This window comes from Phenylobacterium terrae (assembly GCF_042681205.1).
GTDB lineage: Bacteria > Pseudomonadota > Alphaproteobacteria > Caulobacterales > Caulobacteraceae > Phenylobacterium > Phenylobacterium terrae.
Genome location: NZ_JBHUEY010000001.1, coordinates 1245578 through 1260424 on the forward strand (window position 1 = coordinate 1245578; position 14847 = coordinate 1260424).

Annotated in this window: 21 protein-coding genes; 12 read left to right on the forward strand and 9 right to left on the reverse strand. The window is 71.2% G+C overall.

The window, feature by feature from the left end; translation table 11 throughout:
* Nucleotides 1-18: 18 nt before the first annotated feature.
* Together ACFSC0_RS06205 and ACFSC0_RS06210 are read right to left on the reverse strand one after the other, a co-directional pair.
* Nucleotides 19-858, reverse strand: coding sequence for a metallophosphoesterase family protein (locus ACFSC0_RS06205; protein WP_377282496.1), 840 nt, complete (start codon nucleotides 856-858; stop codon nucleotides 19-21).
* A 27-nt stretch (nucleotides 859-885) separates the two neighbouring features.
* Complete coding sequence (locus tag ACFSC0_RS06210; RefSeq protein ID WP_377282495.1) at nucleotides 886-1266, reverse strand: hypothetical protein; 381 nt, start codon at nucleotides 1264-1266, stop codon at nucleotides 886-888.
* A 117-nt stretch (nucleotides 1267-1383) separates the two neighbouring features.
* Here ACFSC0_RS06210 and ACFSC0_RS06215 point away from each other — a divergent pair, with 117 nt between their 5' ends.
* The 4 genes from ACFSC0_RS06215 to ACFSC0_RS06230 all read left to right on the forward strand — a co-directional run bounded on the left by ACFSC0_RS06215 (nucleotide 1384) and on the right by ACFSC0_RS06230 (nucleotide 3133).
* A complete protein-coding gene (locus tag ACFSC0_RS06215) occupies nucleotides 1384-1728 on the forward strand; it encodes a YMGG-like glycine zipper-containing protein (protein ID WP_377282494.1) in 345 nt (114 codons plus the stop codon).
* 85 nt (nucleotides 1729-1813) lie between these two features.
* Nucleotides 1814-2257: an OmpA family protein gene (locus ACFSC0_RS06220; protein WP_377282493.1), complete on the forward strand. Its 444-nt coding sequence runs from the start codon at nucleotides 1814-1816 to the stop codon at nucleotides 2255-2257.
* Nucleotides 2258-2659: 402 nt separating this feature from the next.
* Nucleotides 2660-2803: a hypothetical protein gene (locus ACFSC0_RS06225; RefSeq protein WP_377282492.1), complete on the forward strand. Its 144-nt coding sequence runs from the start codon at nucleotides 2660-2662 to the stop codon at nucleotides 2801-2803.
* Nucleotides 2804-2821: 18 nt separating this feature from the next.
* A complete protein-coding gene (locus tag ACFSC0_RS06230; RefSeq protein ID WP_377282491.1) occupies nucleotides 2822-3133 on the forward strand; it encodes a hypothetical protein in 312 nt (103 codons plus the stop codon).
* A gap of 231 nt (nucleotides 3134-3364) precedes the next feature.
* Here ACFSC0_RS06230 and phyR read toward each other — a convergent pair whose 3' ends face one another.
* Nucleotides 3365-4162, reverse strand: coding sequence for an anti-anti sigma factor/receiver protein PhyR (gene phyR, locus ACFSC0_RS06235; RefSeq protein WP_377282490.1), 798 nt, complete (start codon nucleotides 4160-4162; stop codon nucleotides 3365-3367).
* A gap of 226 nt (nucleotides 4163-4388) precedes the next feature.
* On the opposite strand from phyR, the gene nepR reads away from it, so the two are divergent.
* The 4 genes from nepR to ACFSC0_RS06255 are packed head-to-tail and all read left to right on the forward strand — an operon-like array spanning nucleotide 4389 to nucleotide 7095.
* Nucleotides 4389-4577 (forward strand): anti-sigma T factor NepR, encoded by a 189-nt coding sequence (nepR, locus tag ACFSC0_RS06240; RefSeq protein WP_377282489.1) that lies wholly within the window; start codon nucleotides 4389-4391, stop codon nucleotides 4575-4577.
* Nucleotides 4577-5176, forward strand: a complete 600-nt coding sequence (locus ACFSC0_RS06245) for a sigma-70 family RNA polymerase sigma factor (RefSeq protein ID WP_377282488.1) — start codon at nucleotides 4577-4579, stop codon at nucleotides 5174-5176. The genes nepR and ACFSC0_RS06245 overlap by 1 nt, the downstream gene beginning before the upstream one ends.
* Nucleotides 5177-5193: 17 nt before the next feature.
* Nucleotides 5194-6912, forward strand: a complete 1719-nt coding sequence (phyK, locus tag ACFSC0_RS06250; RefSeq protein ID WP_377282487.1) for a sensor histidine kinase PhyK — start codon at nucleotides 5194-5196, stop codon at nucleotides 6910-6912.
* 42 nt (nucleotides 6913-6954) lie between these two features.
* Complete coding sequence (locus ACFSC0_RS06255; protein ID WP_377282486.1) at nucleotides 6955-7095, forward strand: entericidin A/B family lipoprotein; 141 nt, start codon at nucleotides 6955-6957, stop codon at nucleotides 7093-7095.
* 60 nt (nucleotides 7096-7155) lie between these two features.
* Here ACFSC0_RS06255 and ACFSC0_RS06260 read toward each other — a convergent pair whose 3' ends face one another.
* From ACFSC0_RS06260 to chpT, 3 genes are all read right to left on the reverse strand, one after another.
* Nucleotides 7156-7983 (reverse strand): CheR family methyltransferase, encoded by an 828-nt coding sequence (locus ACFSC0_RS06260; protein WP_377282485.1) that lies wholly within the window; start codon nucleotides 7981-7983, stop codon nucleotides 7156-7158.
* A complete protein-coding gene (locus ACFSC0_RS06265; RefSeq protein WP_377282484.1) occupies nucleotides 7980-8345 on the reverse strand; it encodes a response regulator in 366 nt (121 codons plus the stop codon). The genes ACFSC0_RS06260 and ACFSC0_RS06265 overlap by 4 nt, the downstream gene beginning before the upstream one ends.
* Nucleotides 8346-8425: 80 nt before the next feature.
* On the reverse strand, nucleotides 8426-9091 hold the full coding sequence (gene chpT, locus ACFSC0_RS06270) for a histidine phosphotransferase ChpT (protein ID WP_377282483.1): 666 nt from the start codon (nucleotides 9089-9091) through the stop codon (nucleotides 8426-8428).
* An 86-nt stretch (nucleotides 9092-9177) separates the two neighbouring features.
* Between chpT and cysQ the strand changes: the two genes are divergently transcribed.
* The gene (gene cysQ / locus ACFSC0_RS06275; protein ID WP_377282482.1) at nucleotides 9178-9936 is read left to right on the forward strand and encodes a 3'(2'),5'-bisphosphate nucleotidase CysQ; all 759 of its coding nucleotides are present in this window, start codon (nucleotides 9178-9180) and stop codon (nucleotides 9934-9936) included.
* Nucleotides 9937-10057: 121 nt separating this feature from the next.
* Here the strand turns inward: cysQ and ACFSC0_RS06280 are convergent, their stop codons facing one another.
* On the reverse strand, nucleotides 10058-10252 hold the full coding sequence (locus ACFSC0_RS06280) for a hypothetical protein (protein ID WP_377282481.1): 195 nt from the start codon (nucleotides 10250-10252) through the stop codon (nucleotides 10058-10060).
* 128 nt (nucleotides 10253-10380) lie between these two features.
* Here ACFSC0_RS06280 and ACFSC0_RS06285 point away from each other — a divergent pair, with 128 nt between their 5' ends.
* Together ACFSC0_RS06285 and ACFSC0_RS06290 are read left to right on the forward strand one after the other, a co-directional pair.
* Entirely contained in the window at nucleotides 10381-11217 is an 837-nt protein-coding gene (locus tag ACFSC0_RS06285) for an enoyl-CoA hydratase/isomerase family protein (RefSeq protein ID WP_377282480.1), read from the forward strand.
* A 41-nt stretch (nucleotides 11218-11258) separates the two neighbouring features.
* Nucleotides 11259-12449: an acyl-CoA dehydrogenase gene (locus ACFSC0_RS06290; protein WP_377282479.1), complete on the forward strand. Its 1191-nt coding sequence runs from the start codon at nucleotides 11259-11261 to the stop codon at nucleotides 12447-12449.
* 152 nt (nucleotides 12450-12601) lie between these two features.
* Here the strand turns inward: ACFSC0_RS06290 and ACFSC0_RS06295 are convergent, their stop codons facing one another.
* Both ACFSC0_RS06295 and ACFSC0_RS06300 read right to left on the reverse strand, forming a co-directional pair.
* Nucleotides 12602-12763: a hypothetical protein gene (locus ACFSC0_RS06295; RefSeq protein ID WP_377282478.1), complete on the reverse strand. Its 162-nt coding sequence runs from the start codon at nucleotides 12761-12763 to the stop codon at nucleotides 12602-12604.
* A 4-nt stretch (nucleotides 12764-12767) separates the two neighbouring features.
* Nucleotides 12768-12977, reverse strand: coding sequence for a dodecin (locus tag ACFSC0_RS06300; protein ID WP_377282477.1), 210 nt, complete (start codon nucleotides 12975-12977; stop codon nucleotides 12768-12770).
* 126 nt (nucleotides 12978-13103) lie between these two features.
* Between ACFSC0_RS06300 and ACFSC0_RS06305 the strand changes: the two genes are divergently transcribed.
* Nucleotides 13104-14765: an MFS transporter gene (locus ACFSC0_RS06305; protein WP_377282476.1), complete on the forward strand. Its 1662-nt coding sequence runs from the start codon at nucleotides 13104-13106 to the stop codon at nucleotides 14763-14765.
* Nucleotides 14766-14847 lie beyond the last annotated feature (82 nt).

Below are 14847 nucleotides of genomic sequence, written 5' to 3' on the forward strand. Positions count from 1 at the left end.
TGACGACAGGGGGAGCCGTCAGGCCTGCGCCGTCTGCGGGCGCGCGCGCTCCGCCGCCTCCGCCGATCCTCGCCGGCGCCGGTCGAGCGACCAGCTGCGCGAGGCCTCGAAATGGGAGCCGGTCCAGGCCAGCGCCGTCACCCGCACCTCGCTCTCGTCCACCTCGATGCTGTTGAAGCCGGCCGCGACGCCCCGCTCGCGCACCGACAGCGTGCCCGCCCCCACCGCATAGGTGCGTCCGTCGCCGTAGCCGTAGGGCAGGGCGAAGGGGGCGTGGATGTGGCCGGACAACACCAGGTCGGCCCCGGCCCGGGCGAAGGCCTCCGCCGCGGCGGCCCCGCCCCACACCCTGCCGGTCATCGGCCCGCCGAGCATCTCCACCAGCGGGTGGTGCAACACGATGACGCGCAGCGGCGCCTCAGGCAGCCCGCCCAGCCAGGCGGTGGTGTCGGCCACCTGCCGGCGCGAGATCTGGCCCTTGGACCAGTTCATCCTGGGCTGGACGCCGCGGGCGGTGTTCACGCCCCGGACCGCCAGCCCGTCGCTCAGGAAGGTCTGGCCGCGCGCCGGGCCGATCATCTGCTCGAACCGGGCGAAGGGCGTGAACAGCCGCTCCGCAAACGCGAGATAGGGCGCGTCGTGATTGCCGGGCGTCACCAGCTTCGGTCCGGGGAGGGTTTCCAGCCAGGCGGCGGCCGAGGCGAACTCCGAGGCCTCCCCCCAGCGGGTGATGTCGCCGCTGACGATCGTCAGGTCGACCTTCTCCGCGCACAACCAGTCCCGGGCGGCCGCCACCGCGGGCTCGTTCTCGTAGCCGAAGTGAATGTCCGACAGATGGGCGAGCCGGATGGTCTGCAATGCCCCTCCCCCGGGCTTGCGGCGCCTCTAGGAGGCCGGTTGCGTCGCCGGTTGTTGGGCGGGCGGCGGGGCCTCGTCGGCGGCGCCGACGCCGCGCAGGGTCTCGGCGGCCTCGCCCGCGGCGCCGCGGACGGCCGGCTCGGCCCGCTCGGCGGCGACGGAGAGGTTGTGGTCGGCCACCTGGCCGGCGTCCCCGAACGAGCCGTTGATCACCGCCAGGGCGATGAACGCCGCGCCGGCCAGCGCCAGCAGGACCAGCACGGTCATCAGGATCGGGTGGCGCTTGCGGCGCGCCCGCTCGTCCTTGCGGCCGAGCCGGTAGGCTTCCTTCAGGTCGGAGGTGTCCAGGCCCGGCCCCGGCGCCGCGTGCGCCTCGGCCGGATGCGGTCTATGTCGGCGGTCGAACATGGGGTGTCGCTCCGAGGATACGGTCGCTGGCTGAACGGCGTGGCCGTGCGCCGGTTCCGGAACCGCCCGGAGCCGGGCCGCGTTGGGTGCGCCGGGGACAAGCTCAAGGAGAGCCATATGCTCAGACCATTGATCGCCCTCGCGGGCGCGGGCCTGCTGGCCAGCGCCTGCACCACCACGGGCAACGTCGAGGCGAACGCCGCCGGCGGGGCCGCCCTGGGCGCATTGGCCGGCGCAGTGATCGGCAACAACGTCGGCGCAGGTGACGCCGGCACCGGCGCGGCCATCGGGGCCGCCGTCGGCGGCGTCGCCGGCGCCGTGAAGGGCTGCCGCGAGGATGGCGGCTGCGGCGCGGCCGTGCCGAACCGCAGGCAGTACTATGACGAGGCCGCGGGCCGTTACTACTATTACGACCCGGCGAGCGGCCGCTACTATTGGGAGAACGGGGCTCCGCGCTACTAGGCGCAGGCCTTCGACAACCCTTAAGAGAAAGGGGCGGTCGACACCGGTCGGCCGCCCCTTTTTTCGTGTGCGGTGGAGGACAGGCGTGAAGACGAACCAACTCGTCATGGCGGTCGCGGTGGCGGCGGCGCTGGCCGGCTGCGCGGGCCTGGGCGGGCGCGAGCGGCTGGTGAAGGCCCCGCCGCGCTGCGTGGAGACGGCGGTGCAGATCTACTTCCAGCCCGGCTCCCACGAGCTGACCGACGAGGGCCGCACGGTGCTGGCCCAGGCCGCCAGCGAGACCGCCGGCTGCGAGATCGAGCGGGTGGTGGTGATGGGCCTGGCCGACGCCGAGGGCGCGCCCGCCGCCAACCTCGAGCTCTCCAAGCGCCGGGCCCAGACGGTCACCGCCGCCCTTGCGGCCGTGAAGCTGCCGGCCGCCGAGTTCCGCCTGGCGGCCGCGGGCGAGCAGGGCGCGGTCACCGCCGCCGGGGCCGAGCCCCTGCGCCGGCGCGTCGACGTGATCCTGCAGATGCGGCCGCCGAAATAGCGGGGCGCATAAGAAAGGCGGGCCCTGGGGCCCGCCGAAGTGGTGCATCATCGAGAAAAGGGGTGCGGAGACGGCAGACTGGCATGATCGCCAGTCTCAAGTCGGGGGGGGCGTCGCCGCCTCCGCACGGGATTAAACACACCGTCCAGACGTCCGTTCCCGGCTCTCAGAAGTTTTTTTGACGCCCGCTTCACAAGCCTGTGTGCGGTCGAGCTTGCGACCGAACTTGGCGCAACGGCGAAGGTTGAATGCTCCGCAGGGGAACGCCCGCAGCCACGCCGGCGTTCATTTGACGGCGGGCGTGAAGTCCGCGGTCGGGAGGCGAAGCCAATGCTCAGGAGCAGCCGTGCGGCGTCCCACGGGAGCCTCATACTTTTTCAGGCGCCGAGCCGGCGCCATCGGATGGCCCGCCGGCGAACGGCGGTGATCGCGACGGTGGCGGCGCTGGCCGCCGCCAGCGCCCTCGTCGGGGCCTTCGTCTCGCGCGGCGCGGACGACGGCCAGGCGGGCCTGCTGAGGACCCCGCTCAGTTACCTTCCCCTCTAGTTTTCGGAGTTCCACTGCATGACTTCCAGCGATCGCTCCCCTGACCCGGCGAAGGTCGGCGCGACGCGCGCCCGGCAGGGCCGGTGGGGCTTCCATGTCCTGCTGGTGCTGGTGATCGGGACCGCGCTGGCGGCGCTGGCGCTGTTCGGCAGTTGGGCCTGGAAGTCCGACGATCTGGCCGAGACCAACGCCAACAACGGCCCGGCCGCCGAGGCCCCGGTGTTCAACGCCCCGGACCCGCGCGCCATCCAGACCCCGCCGGGGACCACCCAGCCCGGCATGCAGGCGCCCGAGAACGTCGGCCCTGCGACGGCGGCTCCCGCGCAGTAGGTCTGCCTGTTCCCCTCCCCTTCTGGGGAGGGTGGACGCGAGCGCAGCGAAGCGGACGGGTGGGGAAGTCTCGGGCTTCCCCGCGCCGCCGGCCAACGCTTTGGCCGTCCGTCGCTCCCCCACCCGGCCCCTTCGCCCCCCTGAAGGGGAGGGAAGGCCGCCCCCCAACGAAAAACGGCCGCTCCGGGGGAGGAGCGGCCGCTTGACGGGCTCGAGGACGGGAAGCTCGGCCTAGGCGGCTTCCTTCTTGGCCTTCCTCGGGTGGAAGAACAGGGCCTGCCCGATGGCGGCCTTCACCGTCTCGGGCTGGAAGGGCTTGGTGATCAGGAAGGTGGGCTCGGGCCGCTCCCCGGTCAGCAGCCGCTCGGGGAAGGCGGTGATGAAGATCACCGGCACGTCGAAGCGGTTCAGGATGTCCTTCACCGCATCGATGCCCGAGGAGCCGTCGGCCAGCTGGATGTCGGCCAGCACCAGGCCCGGCGTCTTGCGGGCCACCGCGTCCACCGCCTCGGTGCGGGTGGCGGCGATGTCCACCACCGCATGGCCGAGCTCGGTGACCAGGGCCTCGATGTCGGCGGCGATGACCGGCTCGTCCTCGATGATCAGCACGTCGGTGGCCAGCTCGGCGTCGATCTCGGCCTGGGCCTCGGCGATCAGCCGTTCGACCTCGGCGAAGTCGGTGCCCAGGATCTGCGCCGCCTCGGAGGGGGTGAAGCCCTCCAGGGCGGTGAGCAGGAAGGCCTGCCGCGAGCGCGGGGCGATCCGCATCAGGCGCCGGCTGGCGTCGTCGGCGGCCTCGTCCTCGGCCGGCCCCTCCAGCTGGGCCCCGGAGCTCAGCCAGATGGCGTGGAAGACGTGGTAGAGGGCCACCCTCGGCGTGAGGTTGGCTTCAAGCACCCGCTCGCCGGCCGCAAGGGCCTCGAGCGCGACGCGGACGTAGTGGTCGCCTGTGGTCTGGTCGCCGGTCAGCGCGCGGGCGTAGCGGCGGACGTACGGCAGATGTGGCGCCAGGCGGGCAAGTAGACTCAAGGGTGCACCCCTCCCGTGGAAAACCGGCAGCCGACATCGGGAGGCGTTCCCCGACGGCGGCCCCATAATGGCTTGAAAACGCCGGCCGCGGGAACCGGTTCCCCGATTCACTGGTTTTGGGCATCCTGACACGGCCGATCAGGGAACCTTGAGCAAGGGTCGGACGTTGACGGGCCACGAAAGCAGATCGAGGGGGCGGCCCCCGCGTGAGCGGAGCGCCGGAAACATGATCGAACAACGACCCACCGAGGACCGCGGCCGGACGTCCGCCGCATTGGACGAAGCCCGCCTGCGGCAGCAGGCGATCGGCGTGCGCCTGCGCCAGATGTTTGACGAGGTCGTCAACGAACCGGTGCCGGACGAGTTCCTGGACATACTTCGCAAAGCCGACAAGCAGACGCCGGAGAAGGGCTGATGGCCGTCGCCGAGACGCGGTCCGCCATGCCGGCCGACGACGAAGCCTTCAAGAAGGAGCTGGTGCAGCTCATCCCTCACCTGCGGGCGTTCGCGCGCACCTTGTGCGGCGACCCGGCGGCGGCCGACGACCTGGCGCAGGACGCCATGCTGAAGGCCTGGGACGCGCGGAACAGCTTCCAGATGGGCACCAACATGAAGGCCTGGACCTTCATGATCCTGCGCAACCAGTTCTACTCGGAGAAGCGCCGGTCCTGGCGGCAGAGCCAGCTGGACCAGGAAGCGGCCGAGCGGACGCTGGTGGCGGTCGACGATCCCGAAGCGCCCGTCGCCCTCGACGAGCTGCGCCAGGGTCTGGCCATGCTGCCGCCGGAACAGCGCGAGGCGCTGATCCTGGTGGGCGCCGGCGGCTTCGCCTACGAGGAGGCGGCCGAGATCTGCGGCTGCGCCGTCGGCACGGTGAAGAGCCGGGTCAGCCGCGCGCGCCGGGCGCTGCATGCGATCCTGGACGAGGGCGCCTACGACCGCGACGGCTTGGCCGCCAGCGAGGCCATGCAATCCATCCTGGCCGATGCGGAGCGGTTGAGCACGGTCCGTTAGGGGCCTAGTTAGGTCCGATGGACGGTCACCCCTGGGTTTCGCTCAGCACGATCCGGGTCCGTTTGATCACGGCCCTGGCCGTGGCTCTGTTGCCGGTGCTGATCCTCGGCGGCGTCCAGTCCGCGCTGGCCTTCAATCGCGAAGACCAGAACCTGCGCGAGAGCCTGGCCTTCGCGGCCGAGCGCAGCGCCGCCACCGCGCGGGCGCGGATGGAGAGCGCCGACATCCTCCTGCGCACGCTGGCCGGCGGCTCGGTGGGCTTCCAGTGCGCCCAGCGGCTGGCCCAGGTGGCCGAGCGGGTGCCCGGCTACATCAGCCTGATCCGGTTCGACGAGGCCGGCCGGGTCGCCTGCGCGTCGACGACCGTGCCGGCCGACGAGTCCCGGGCCTCACGCGCTTGGTTCCGGCGGCTGGCGGCGGGCGACCAGCTGGTGATCACGCGCGCGCCGGGCGCGGCCTACGCGGGCGAGCCGGCGGTGCTGGCGGCGGCGCGGGCCGAGGATCCGGACGGGAACTTCCAAGGCGCCCAGGTGGCGGTGATCGGCCTGGCCAGCCTGCAGCCGCGGCTGCGCGACCCGGACATCCCGCCGGGATCCGAGGTGGCCCTCGTCGACGGCCGGGGCAGCTACATCAACCAGACGGAAGCGGCCGCATTCCCGGACCTGCCTGCGGACTGGCGCCAGCGCGCCGCCGAGGGCTCCTACGTCTGGTACGGCAAGGGCCGCGGGGGCGAGCGCCGCGTCTACTCGGCCGCGCCGATCGTCGGCCAGGAAGTATTCGTCATCCTCTCCGCGCCCTCGCCGGGCCTGTTCTCGTGGGCGCGGCTGAACCCGCTGACGGGCCTGCTCCTGCCGCTGATCACCTTCATCCTGGCCTTCGCCGCCGTCTCGGTGGTGGCCGAGCGGGTGGTGGTGCGCTGGATCGCCTACCTGCAGCGGATCGCCGCCCTCTACGCCCGCGGGCGGCTGAGCGTGCGGCCCGTCCAGGCCGAACGAATGCCCCCGGAGATCCGCGAACTGGCCGAGACGCTGGAGGACATGGCCGACGCCATCGTCGGGCGCGACGCCAGCTTGCGCGACTCGCTGGCCCAGAAGGACGCGCTGATGCGCGAGATCCACCACCGGGTGAAGAACAACCTGCAGGTCATCTCGTCCCTGCTGAACATGCAGCAGCGGGCGCTGACCGACCCCTCGGCGCGGGCGGCGATGAGCGACACCCGCCAGCGGATCACCGCCCTGGCGCTGATCTACCGCTATCTCTACCAGAGCCCGGACCTGAAGCGGGTCGACCTGCGCGCCTTCCTGGAGGAGCTCACCGCCCAGCTGATCGCCGGCGAGATGCTGCACGGGCCGGCGGTGAAGACCGAGCTGGACGTCGAGCCGCTGGTCCTGGACCCGGACCGCCTGGCGCCGCTGGCCCTGTTCGCGGTCGAGGCGATCACCAACGCCCAGAAGCACGCCTTCGCCGGTCGCGGCGGGCGGCTGACGGTCCACTTCGCGGTCGGCGCGGAGGACGCGCTGCTGGAGATCGCCGACGACGGCGCCGCGTCGGAACAGGCGCTGAAGGCCTCCGGCGTCGGTCGCACGCTGATGACCGCCTTCGCCCGTCAGCTGCGCGGCCGCTCGGAGCTCGTGCAGAACGCCGCGGGCGGCGTCACAGCGCGGCTGATCTTCCCGATCCCGCCGGCGGAAAGCGTCGCCGAGTCGCCGCCGCAGGGGAACCAGGCTGCAGCCTGATCGTTGCCGTCCGGCGAGCTGAACCTCTCCCGGAGAGAACCTATGCGTAAGATCCTACTTTCCGTCGTACTCGCCGCCAGCATGGCGGCGGTGGCGGCGTGCAACACCGTCGAAGGCGCCGGTGAAGACGTGCAGGCGGCGGGCGCTGCGGTCGAAGATGCGGCCAAGGACGCCGCCGACTAGGCCAGAGCCGAGTTCCGATTACCAAGAGCCCCGCCCACCGGCGGGGCTTCTTACGTCGGCTCAGGCGGCCGCCTGGACGGCCGCCCGGCGCAGGTAGAGGCCGGGGCGGCCCTCCACCGGCGCGAAGGCCTCGCTCAGCCCCTCGGGCTGCTCGTCGACGCCGAGGACGAGATAGCCCCCCGGCGACAGCGCCCGGGTCAGGCTCTCGACGATCCGCCGGCGCGCCGGCTCCGTCGCGCCGGACAGCACGTAGCGGCAGAAGATGGCGTCGAACCCGCCGAGCTGCGAGAGGTCGGCCAGCAGGTTGATGCGCCGCCAGCGCACCATCTGGCGCAGCCGGGGCGAGATGCCCCACATCTCCCCGTCCTTCTCGAAATGCCGGACCAGCAGCCGGATCGGCAGGCCGCGCTGGACCTCGAACTGGGTGTAGAGCCCGCTCTGGGCCTTCTCCAGCGCCCGCTCGGACAGGTCCGAGGCGAAGAGCTCCACGCGGCCGCCGGACGCCAGGGCGTCGGCCTCCTCGACCAGCATGGCCAGCGAGTAGATCTCCTGGCCCGTGCCGCAGGCCGCGCTCCAGATGCGCACCGGCCGTCCGCACGCCCGCTCGGTAAGCCGCGGCAGGATGTCTTCGGCGAACGCCTCGAACGGCGCGCCGTCGCGGAAGAAGCTGCTCTCGCCGCCCGCCATCGCCTCGACCACCGCCCAGATCAGCCGCTCGTCGCGGGTCCGGCGCAGGGCCTCCATCAGCTCGGGGATGGTCGGGTAGTCCTCGCGCCGGGCGACCGGCGCCAGCCGGCTTTCCAGCAGGTAGGCCTTGGAGGCGTCGACCTGGAACCCGGCGCGCGCGGCGCAGAGCCCGGCGATCAGCTCGCGGTCCTGCGGCGTCACGCCAGCCCCGCCTGGGCCAGCTTGCAGGCCATGATGTCCCCGTCGAAGGGCTTCATGATGTACTCGTCCGCGCCGGCGTCGAGCGCCTCGCGGATGCGTTCGATGTCGTTCTCGACCGTGCAGAAGACGACGGTCGGCGCCTCGCCGCCCGGCTCCTGGCGCAGCTGGCGCAGGAACTCGAGCCCGCTCATGGTCGGCAGGTTCCAGTCCAGCAGCACTGCGTCCGGCATCACCGCCCGGCACCAGGCCAGCGCCTCCATCCCGTCGGAGGCTTCGGCGATGTCGAAGCCGAGCTCCTCCAGGATGCGGCGGGCCACCTTGCGGATCACGCGGCTGTCGTCGACGACGAGACAGGTCTTCACGGGGGCGAACTCCCACTCCACCTCCCCTTGTCCGCCGCCTTGGTTAAAGGAGGGTATGGAGCCGTGGTTTATTCCACCCGTTAAAGCGGCACCGTGGCCGCGAACACCACCCGCTCGTCGTTGACATCGGCGAACACCCGCCCGCCCGCGTCGGTCAGGAACAGGTGGACGTAGTAGGCCTGCACCCAGTGGCCGTGCAGCCCTTCGGAGGATTCTCCGCGCAGACCGGCCAGCACCTCCGGACGCAGCCGGGCCTTGGGGCCGATGGCGTCGACGGCGATGGCGGTGGAGGCGCCCTCGTGCACCGCCCGCACGCGGGTCGTCCCGCCGGTCGGCAGGGCCGCCCCGCCCATCTGCGCCAGGTTCAGCAGCGCCCGGGCGGCGGGCTTGTTCAGCCCCTCCAGCGAGACCTCCCAGTCGAGCTCGGCGCGCATGTGGGCGAAAACGCCGCGGGTCAGCTTCTCCAGCTCGCGGGCGTCGAAGGTGTCGGCGCTGGCCGAGGCCCCGAAGGCGACGCGGGTGAAGGCCAGCAGGTCGGCCAGCTTGCGGGCGCTGGAGGCGATGAGGCCCATCGCCTCCTCGCGCATGTCCTGCGCCGTGGGGTCCTCAAGCAGGTCCAGGCCGGAGACGATGGCGCTCGCCGGGCTGATGAAGTCGTGACACATGCGCGCAGCCAGGTAGGCGGCGACCTGGGCGGTGGGCGGGGGCGCGGCGGCCACGTCGAAGGTGGGAGGTTCCTCGGTCATCGGCGGGCGAAGTTGGCCTGATTTGACGCTTTCGGAAACCGGAACGCCCCTCTAGGAAGGCGGCTCCCTGGGTGGAGGCGAACGACGTGTCACTGAGCGACCCCGGCGCAGAGCTGGCCGACATCTGCGAGGCCGCCGCGCGGCTGATCCTGCCCCTGTGGCGCTCGGGGCTGACGGTCAGCACCAAGTCGGACGAAAGCCCGGTCACCGAGGCCGACCGCCGGGGCGAGACGCTGATCCTGGCCGAACTGGAGAAGCGCTGGCCGGGCGTGCCGGTGATCTCCGAGGAGGACGCCAGCGAGTTCGGCACGCCCGACGCCATCGGCGCCACCTTCTTCTTGGTCGACCCGCTGGACGGCACCAAGGCCTTCGTCCGTGGCGACGTCCACTTCACGGTCAACATCGGCCTGATCGAGAACGGCCGCCCCGTCGCCGGCGCGGTCACCGCCCCGCCGACCATGGAGACCTGGTTCACGCAGGGCGGCCGTGCGCTGAAGCGGGTGGAGGGCGGCGCGCCGTCGCCGGTCCACGTCCGCCCCTGGCCGGCGGACCCGCTGGGCCTGATCAGCCACACCATGAAGCCGGAGACCGCCGACGCCCTGGCCGAGAAGTACGGCTTCACCCGTAGAGAGGCGATGGACTCGTCCATCAAGCTCTGCCGCATCGCCGAGGGCGCCGCCGACATCTACCCCCGCCACGGGCCTACCATGGAATGGGACATCGCCGCCGCCCACGCCGTTCTGGAAGCCGCCGGCGGCAGCGTGCTGACTCCGGAAGGCGAGCCCTTCGCCTACGGCAAGGCGCAGGACGGGTTCCGGAACGGCTGGTTCGTGGCCAGGAGCTGAGGCGGCAAGTCCGTCATCCCGGTCATAGCGAAGCGGAGAGCCGGGCCCCAGCCGGCGCCCCATCGTGATGTTCCGGGTCAAGGATCGACCTGCGGCCGTCCGGGATGACGACTGGGGCGGCCTACACCCGCCGCTCGATGTTCCACTCGTCGGAGACGGGACCGGAGACGCGGGCGGGCTCGGGGCGGTCGTCGTAGACGGTCGCGACCACAGGCACGCTGACCGCCAGGTAGCCGATGAAGCCGATCAGGAAGGAGAGCGCCGCCAGCCAGGCGAAGGGCCGGACGGGGTTCTTGTCGGCGGAGGTCGCGTCCATCTGGCGATCCGGGTGAAGGCCGTTGATCGCCTAGGAACCGGTCAAATCGACAATGGTTGCGGCGGCATTGCTTGCGCACTGCCCCGTTTGGGCCAGACTTGCCGAAAACAAGGCAAGGAGGACGCGCCATGGACCAGCCGGTCGGCCGCTACGACGCCATCCAGTACGAGATCCGCGGCCAGGTGGCCGTCCTGACCCTCAACCGGCCGGAGCGGCTGAACGCCATCTCGGCGGGCCTGCGCAGCGACGTGCACGCGGCCGTCGAGCGGGCCCGGGCGGACGACGACATCCGCGCGCTGGTGATCACCGGCGCGGGCCGCGGCTTCTGCTCCGGCGCGGACCTGATGGGCGGGGCCGACCGGGCCGCCGCCGGCATGCCGCCGGGCCCGCCGCCGCCCACCAACCAGACCGAGCGGCTGGACGAGATGAGCTGGGTCGGCCGCTGGGCCAAGCTGTTCTACACCTTCGACAAGCCGCTGATCGGGGCGATCAACGGCGTCGCCGCCGGGGCGGGGATGAGCATGGCGCTGGCCTGCGACGTGCGGATCGGCTCGGAGAACGCGCGCTTCAAGACCGTGTTCGTGGAGCGCAACCTCTCGCCCGACAGCGGGATGAGCTTCTTCCTGCCCAGGATCGTCGGCTACGCCCACGCCGCCGACCTGATCTTCACCAGCCGCGCGGTCGACGCCGAGGAGGCGCACCGGATCGGCCTGCTGAACCGCATCGTCCCGGAAGGGCGGCTGGTCGACGAGGCCGTCGCCTACGCCGAGGAGATGGCCCAGTGGCCGCCGCTGGCCATCCGCAGCGCCAAGCGGGTGCTGCAGTACTCCATGGAGAAGGAGATCGACGACGCCCTGCGCTACGAGCACGTGGGCCTGGGCTTCGCCCGCAAGGCCGTGAACGACGCCAAGGAATCCCGGGCCTCGTTCCTCGAGAAGCGCAAAGGCGTCTACACGGGGACCTAATTCGGTGTCATAGCGGCCCTGAAAAATCAGGAGCATCCGCCATGGCTCTCGACGCCGGCCAAAGCCAGAAGACCTTCCGCTGGGAAGACCCCCTCGACCTGACCTCGCGCCTCTCCGAGGACGAGCGGATGGTCTGGGAGTCCGCCCGGGCCTATGCGCGCGAGAAGCTGCTGCCCCGCGTCGTGTCGGCCTTCGCCGAGGAGCGGTTCGACCGCGAGATCATGACCGAGATGGGCGGACTCGGCTTTCTGGGCCCGACGCTGCCGGAGCAGTACGGCGGGGCGGGCGTGAACCACGTCGCCTACGGCCTGATCGCCCGCGAGATCGAGGCGATCGATTCCGGCTACCGCTCGGCGATGAGCGTGCAGTCGTCGCTGGTCATGTATCCGATCTACGAGTTCGGCTCGGAGGAGCAGCGGCGCAAATACCTGCCCGGCATGGCCAAGGGCGAGATCGTCGGCTGCTTCGGCCTGACCGAGGCCGACGGCGGCTCCGACCCGGCCTCGATGCGCACGGTCGCCAAGAAGGTCGACGGCGGCTACGTGCTGAACGGCTCCAAGATGTGGATCACCAACTCGCCCATCGCCGACGTGGCGCTGGTGTGGGCCAAGCTGGACGGGGTGATCCGCGGCTTCCTGGTGGACCGCGGCACGCCCGGCTTCGAGACGCCGAAGATCCAGAACAAGCTGTCGCTGCGCGCCTCGGTGACCGGCGAGATCGCCCTGTCGGACGTGAAGGTCGGCGAGGACGCCATCCTGCCGAACGTCTCGGGCCTGCGCGGGCCGTTCTCGTGCCTGAACAAGGCCCGCTACGGCATCGCCTGGGGGGCCATGGGCGCGGCCGAGTTCTGCCTGCACGCCAGCCGCGACTACGTCGCCACCCGCAAGGTGTTCGGCAAGCCCCTGGCCGCCCGCCAGTTGATCCAGAAGAAGCTGGCCGACATGCAGACCGAGATCGCCCTCGGCTTCGAAGGCGCCCTGGCGCTCGGCCGGCTGATCGACGAGGGCGCCTGGGTGCCCGAGGCCATCAGCCTGATGAAGCGCAACAACTGCGGCAAGGCGCTGGCCATCGCCCGTGAGGCCCGCGACATCCACGGCGGCAACGGCATCTCCGGCGAGTACCACGTGATGCGTCACGCGGCGAACCTGGAGACCGTCAACACCTACGAGGGCGCGCACGACGTCCACGCCCTGATCCTGGGCCGCGCCATCACCGGCGAGAACGCGTTCTAGGGGGAGACGCGGGCGGCCCCCTCCACCGCCTTCGGCGGTCCCCCTCCCCCAAGGGGGGAGGAGAGGTGGTCGGCGCCGCCTCGATTCTCCTCCCGCTCTGGGGGAGGGGGACCACCCGAAGGGTGGTGGAGGGGGCCTGCGCCGCGCCTGACCTAGCGCCGCTCCTCCCCCGTGGCCCTGTCGACGCTCGATTGCAGGTCGTCGCCGTGGCGCTTCAGCTTGGCTTCGTCGGGGGCGTCGGGCTGGGCCTGGTCGGCGTCCTTGGGCGGTAGGTCGGGACGCGGCTCGTCGTCGAAGCTGCGGTTGTCGGGCATGGCCCTACTCCTCGAGCGTGTAGCCGAGCTTGATGTGGACCTGGAAGTGCTTCACCCGGCCGCCCTCGACGTGGCCGCGGGTCTCCAGGACCTCGAACCAGCGGATGTTCCGGCGGTTCTCGGATGCGTTGGCGATGGCCTTCTGGATGGCGTCCTCGATCGAGGTCTCCGACGAGCCGACGATCTCGCTGATCCCGTAGGTATGGTCTTGCATGGCCTGTCCTCGTTCTTCGGGACAGGAAGGCGCCTCGCCCGGCCGCGGTTCCGCGCCGCAGAACAGCCATTTCCGAGCGCGCGGCGCCGGTGCTAGACCAATCTTCAACGATTTGGGGGAGTTGAAATGGCCGAAGCAGTCGGCGCCGAAGGGGCGCAGCCGAAGGCGACCACGCCCATGCGGACGGTGGTGGTCGCCTCATCCGCCGGCACCGCCTTCGAATGGTACGACTTCTTCATCTTCGGCACCCTCGCCTCGCTGATCTCGCGCAACTTCTTCGCCGGCCTGACCGACACGGCCGGGCTGGTCGCGGCGCTGGCGCTGTTCGGCGCGGGCTTCGCCTTCCGCCCGCTCGGCGCCCTGGTGTTCGGTCGGATGGGCGACAAGGTCGGCCGCAAGGCCGCCTTCCTGATCACCGTCACCCTGATGGGCGGGGCGACCTTCGCCATCGGCCTGCTGCCGACCTACGAACAGGCGGGGATGATCGGACCGATCCTGCTGATCATCCTGCGCATCCTGCAGGGCCTGGCGCTGGGCGGGGAGTACGGCGGGGCGGCGATCTACGTCGCCGAGCACGCGCCGCCGAACCGGCGGGCCGAGTTCACCGGCTGGATCCAGACCTCGGCCGCCTTCGGCCTGGTGGGCGCCCTGCTGGTGATCCTGGTCACCCGCACCATCCTGGGCGAGGCGGCCTTCGCCGCCTGGGGCTGGCGCATCCCCTTCCTGGTCTCGGCCGGCCTCCTGGCGATCTCGATCTTCATGCGGCTGAAGCTCTCCGAGAGCCCGTCCTTCCAGAAGCTCAAGGCGGCCGGCGAGGAGACCAAGGCGCCGTTCCGCGAGGCGTTCGGCAGGTGGAGCAACCTGAAGATCGTGCTGCTGGCGCTGTTCGCCTTCATGAGCGCCCAGGGCGCGGTCTGGTACACCGCCTTCTTCTACGTCCAGGTGTTCATGGAGCGGTTCATCAAGATCGACCCGGCGACGGTGAACGGGCTGATGATCGCCGCCACCATCGTCAGCGCGCCGCTCTACGTCTTCTTCGCCTGGTTGTCGGACCGGGTCGGCCGCAAGTGGGTGATGTGGTTCGGCATGACCCTGGCGCTGGTCGCCTACTTCCCGGCCTTCCAGGGGCTGGCGCAGATGGGCAATCCGGCGATCGCCGAGGCCCAGGCCGCCCGGCCCGTGGTGGTGATCGCCGATCCCGAAAGCTGCTCACTGCAGTTCGACCCGGTCGGCAAGGCGAGCTTCGTCTCCTCCTGCGACATCGCCAAGTCGACCCTGGCCAACGCCGGCGTCTCCTACGAGAACCGCGAGGCCCTGCCGGGCTCGCCCGCCCGGGTGCTGGTCGGGACCACCGAGGTGGTCTCGGTCGAGGGCCGGGCCCTGGCGCCCGACCAGCTGAAGGCCGCCAAGGCCAAGGTCGAGGCCGACATCAAAGCCGCGCTGGTCGCCAACGGCTACCCGGCCGCCGCCGACCCGGAGCGGGTCAACATCGCCGGCGTGTTCGCCATCCTGATGGTGTTCGTGATCGCCGCGACGGCCCTCTACGGGCCGATGGCCGCCACCCTCGTCGAGCTGTTCCCGACCCGCATCCGCTACACGGCCCTGTCGCTGCCCTACCACATCGGCACCGGCTGGGTCGGCGGCTTCGTCCCCTTCAGCGCCTTCGCCATCGTGACGGCGACGGGGGATATCTACTCCGGCCTCTGGTACCCGTTCATCTTCACGGCGATCAGCGTCGTCATCACCCTGTTCTTCCTGCCCGAGACCAAGGGCCGGTCGATCGATTAGGGGCACTCCGTCATCGCCGGGCTTGTCCCGGCGACCCGGCCCATTGCGCAGGCGGCGACCCATCAGGATGGGTGGCCGGCAT

What these genes read in the sequence shown, in the direction of transcription:
- ACFSC0_RS06210 (WP_377282495.1), bottom strand. Translation starts at nt 1,266, where the DNA reads ATGTTCGACCGCCGACATAGACCGCATCCGGCCGAGGCGCACGCGGCG.
- ACFSC0_RS06215 (WP_377282494.1), top strand. Translation starts at nt 1,384, where the DNA reads ATGCTCAGACCATTGATCGCCCTCGCGGGCGCGGGCCTGCTGGCCAGC.
- ACFSC0_RS06225 (WP_377282492.1), top strand. Translation starts at nt 2,660, where the DNA reads ATGGCCCGCCGGCGAACGGCGGTGATCGCGACGGTGGCGGCGCTGGCC.
- ACFSC0_RS06230 (WP_377282491.1), top strand. Translation starts at nt 2,822, where the DNA reads ATGACTTCCAGCGATCGCTCCCCTGACCCGGCGAAGGTCGGCGCGACG.
- nepR (WP_377282489.1), top strand. Translation starts at nt 4,389, where the DNA reads ATGATCGAACAACGACCCACCGAGGACCGCGGCCGGACGTCCGCCGCA.
- ACFSC0_RS06245 (WP_377282488.1), top strand. Translation starts at nt 4,577, where the DNA reads ATGGCCGTCGCCGAGACGCGGTCCGCCATGCCGGCCGACGACGAAGCC.
- phyK (WP_377282487.1), top strand. Translation starts at nt 5,194, where the DNA reads ATGGACGGTCACCCCTGGGTTTCGCTCAGCACGATCCGGGTCCGTTTG.
- ACFSC0_RS06255 (WP_377282486.1), top strand. Translation starts at nt 6,955, where the DNA reads ATGCGTAAGATCCTACTTTCCGTCGTACTCGCCGCCAGCATGGCGGCG.
- chpT (WP_377282483.1), bottom strand. Translation starts at nt 9,091, where the DNA reads ATGACCGAGGAACCTCCCACCTTCGACGTGGCCGCCGCGCCCCCGCCC.
- ACFSC0_RS06280 (WP_377282481.1), bottom strand. Translation starts at nt 10,252, where the DNA reads ATGGACGCGACCTCCGCCGACAAGAACCCCGTCCGGCCCTTCGCCTGG.
- ACFSC0_RS06285 (WP_377282480.1), top strand. Translation starts at nt 10,381, where the DNA reads ATGGACCAGCCGGTCGGCCGCTACGACGCCATCCAGTACGAGATCCGC.
- ACFSC0_RS06290 (WP_377282479.1), top strand. Translation starts at nt 11,259, where the DNA reads ATGGCTCTCGACGCCGGCCAAAGCCAGAAGACCTTCCGCTGGGAAGAC.
- ACFSC0_RS06295 (WP_377282478.1), bottom strand. Translation starts at nt 12,763, where the DNA reads ATGCCCGACAACCGCAGCTTCGACGACGAGCCGCGTCCCGACCTACCG.
- ACFSC0_RS06300 (WP_377282477.1), bottom strand. Translation starts at nt 12,977, where the DNA reads ATGCAAGACCATACCTACGGGATCAGCGAGATCGTCGGCTCGTCGGAG.
- ACFSC0_RS06305 (WP_377282476.1), top strand. Translation starts at nt 13,104, where the DNA reads ATGGCCGAAGCAGTCGGCGCCGAAGGGGCGCAGCCGAAGGCGACCACG.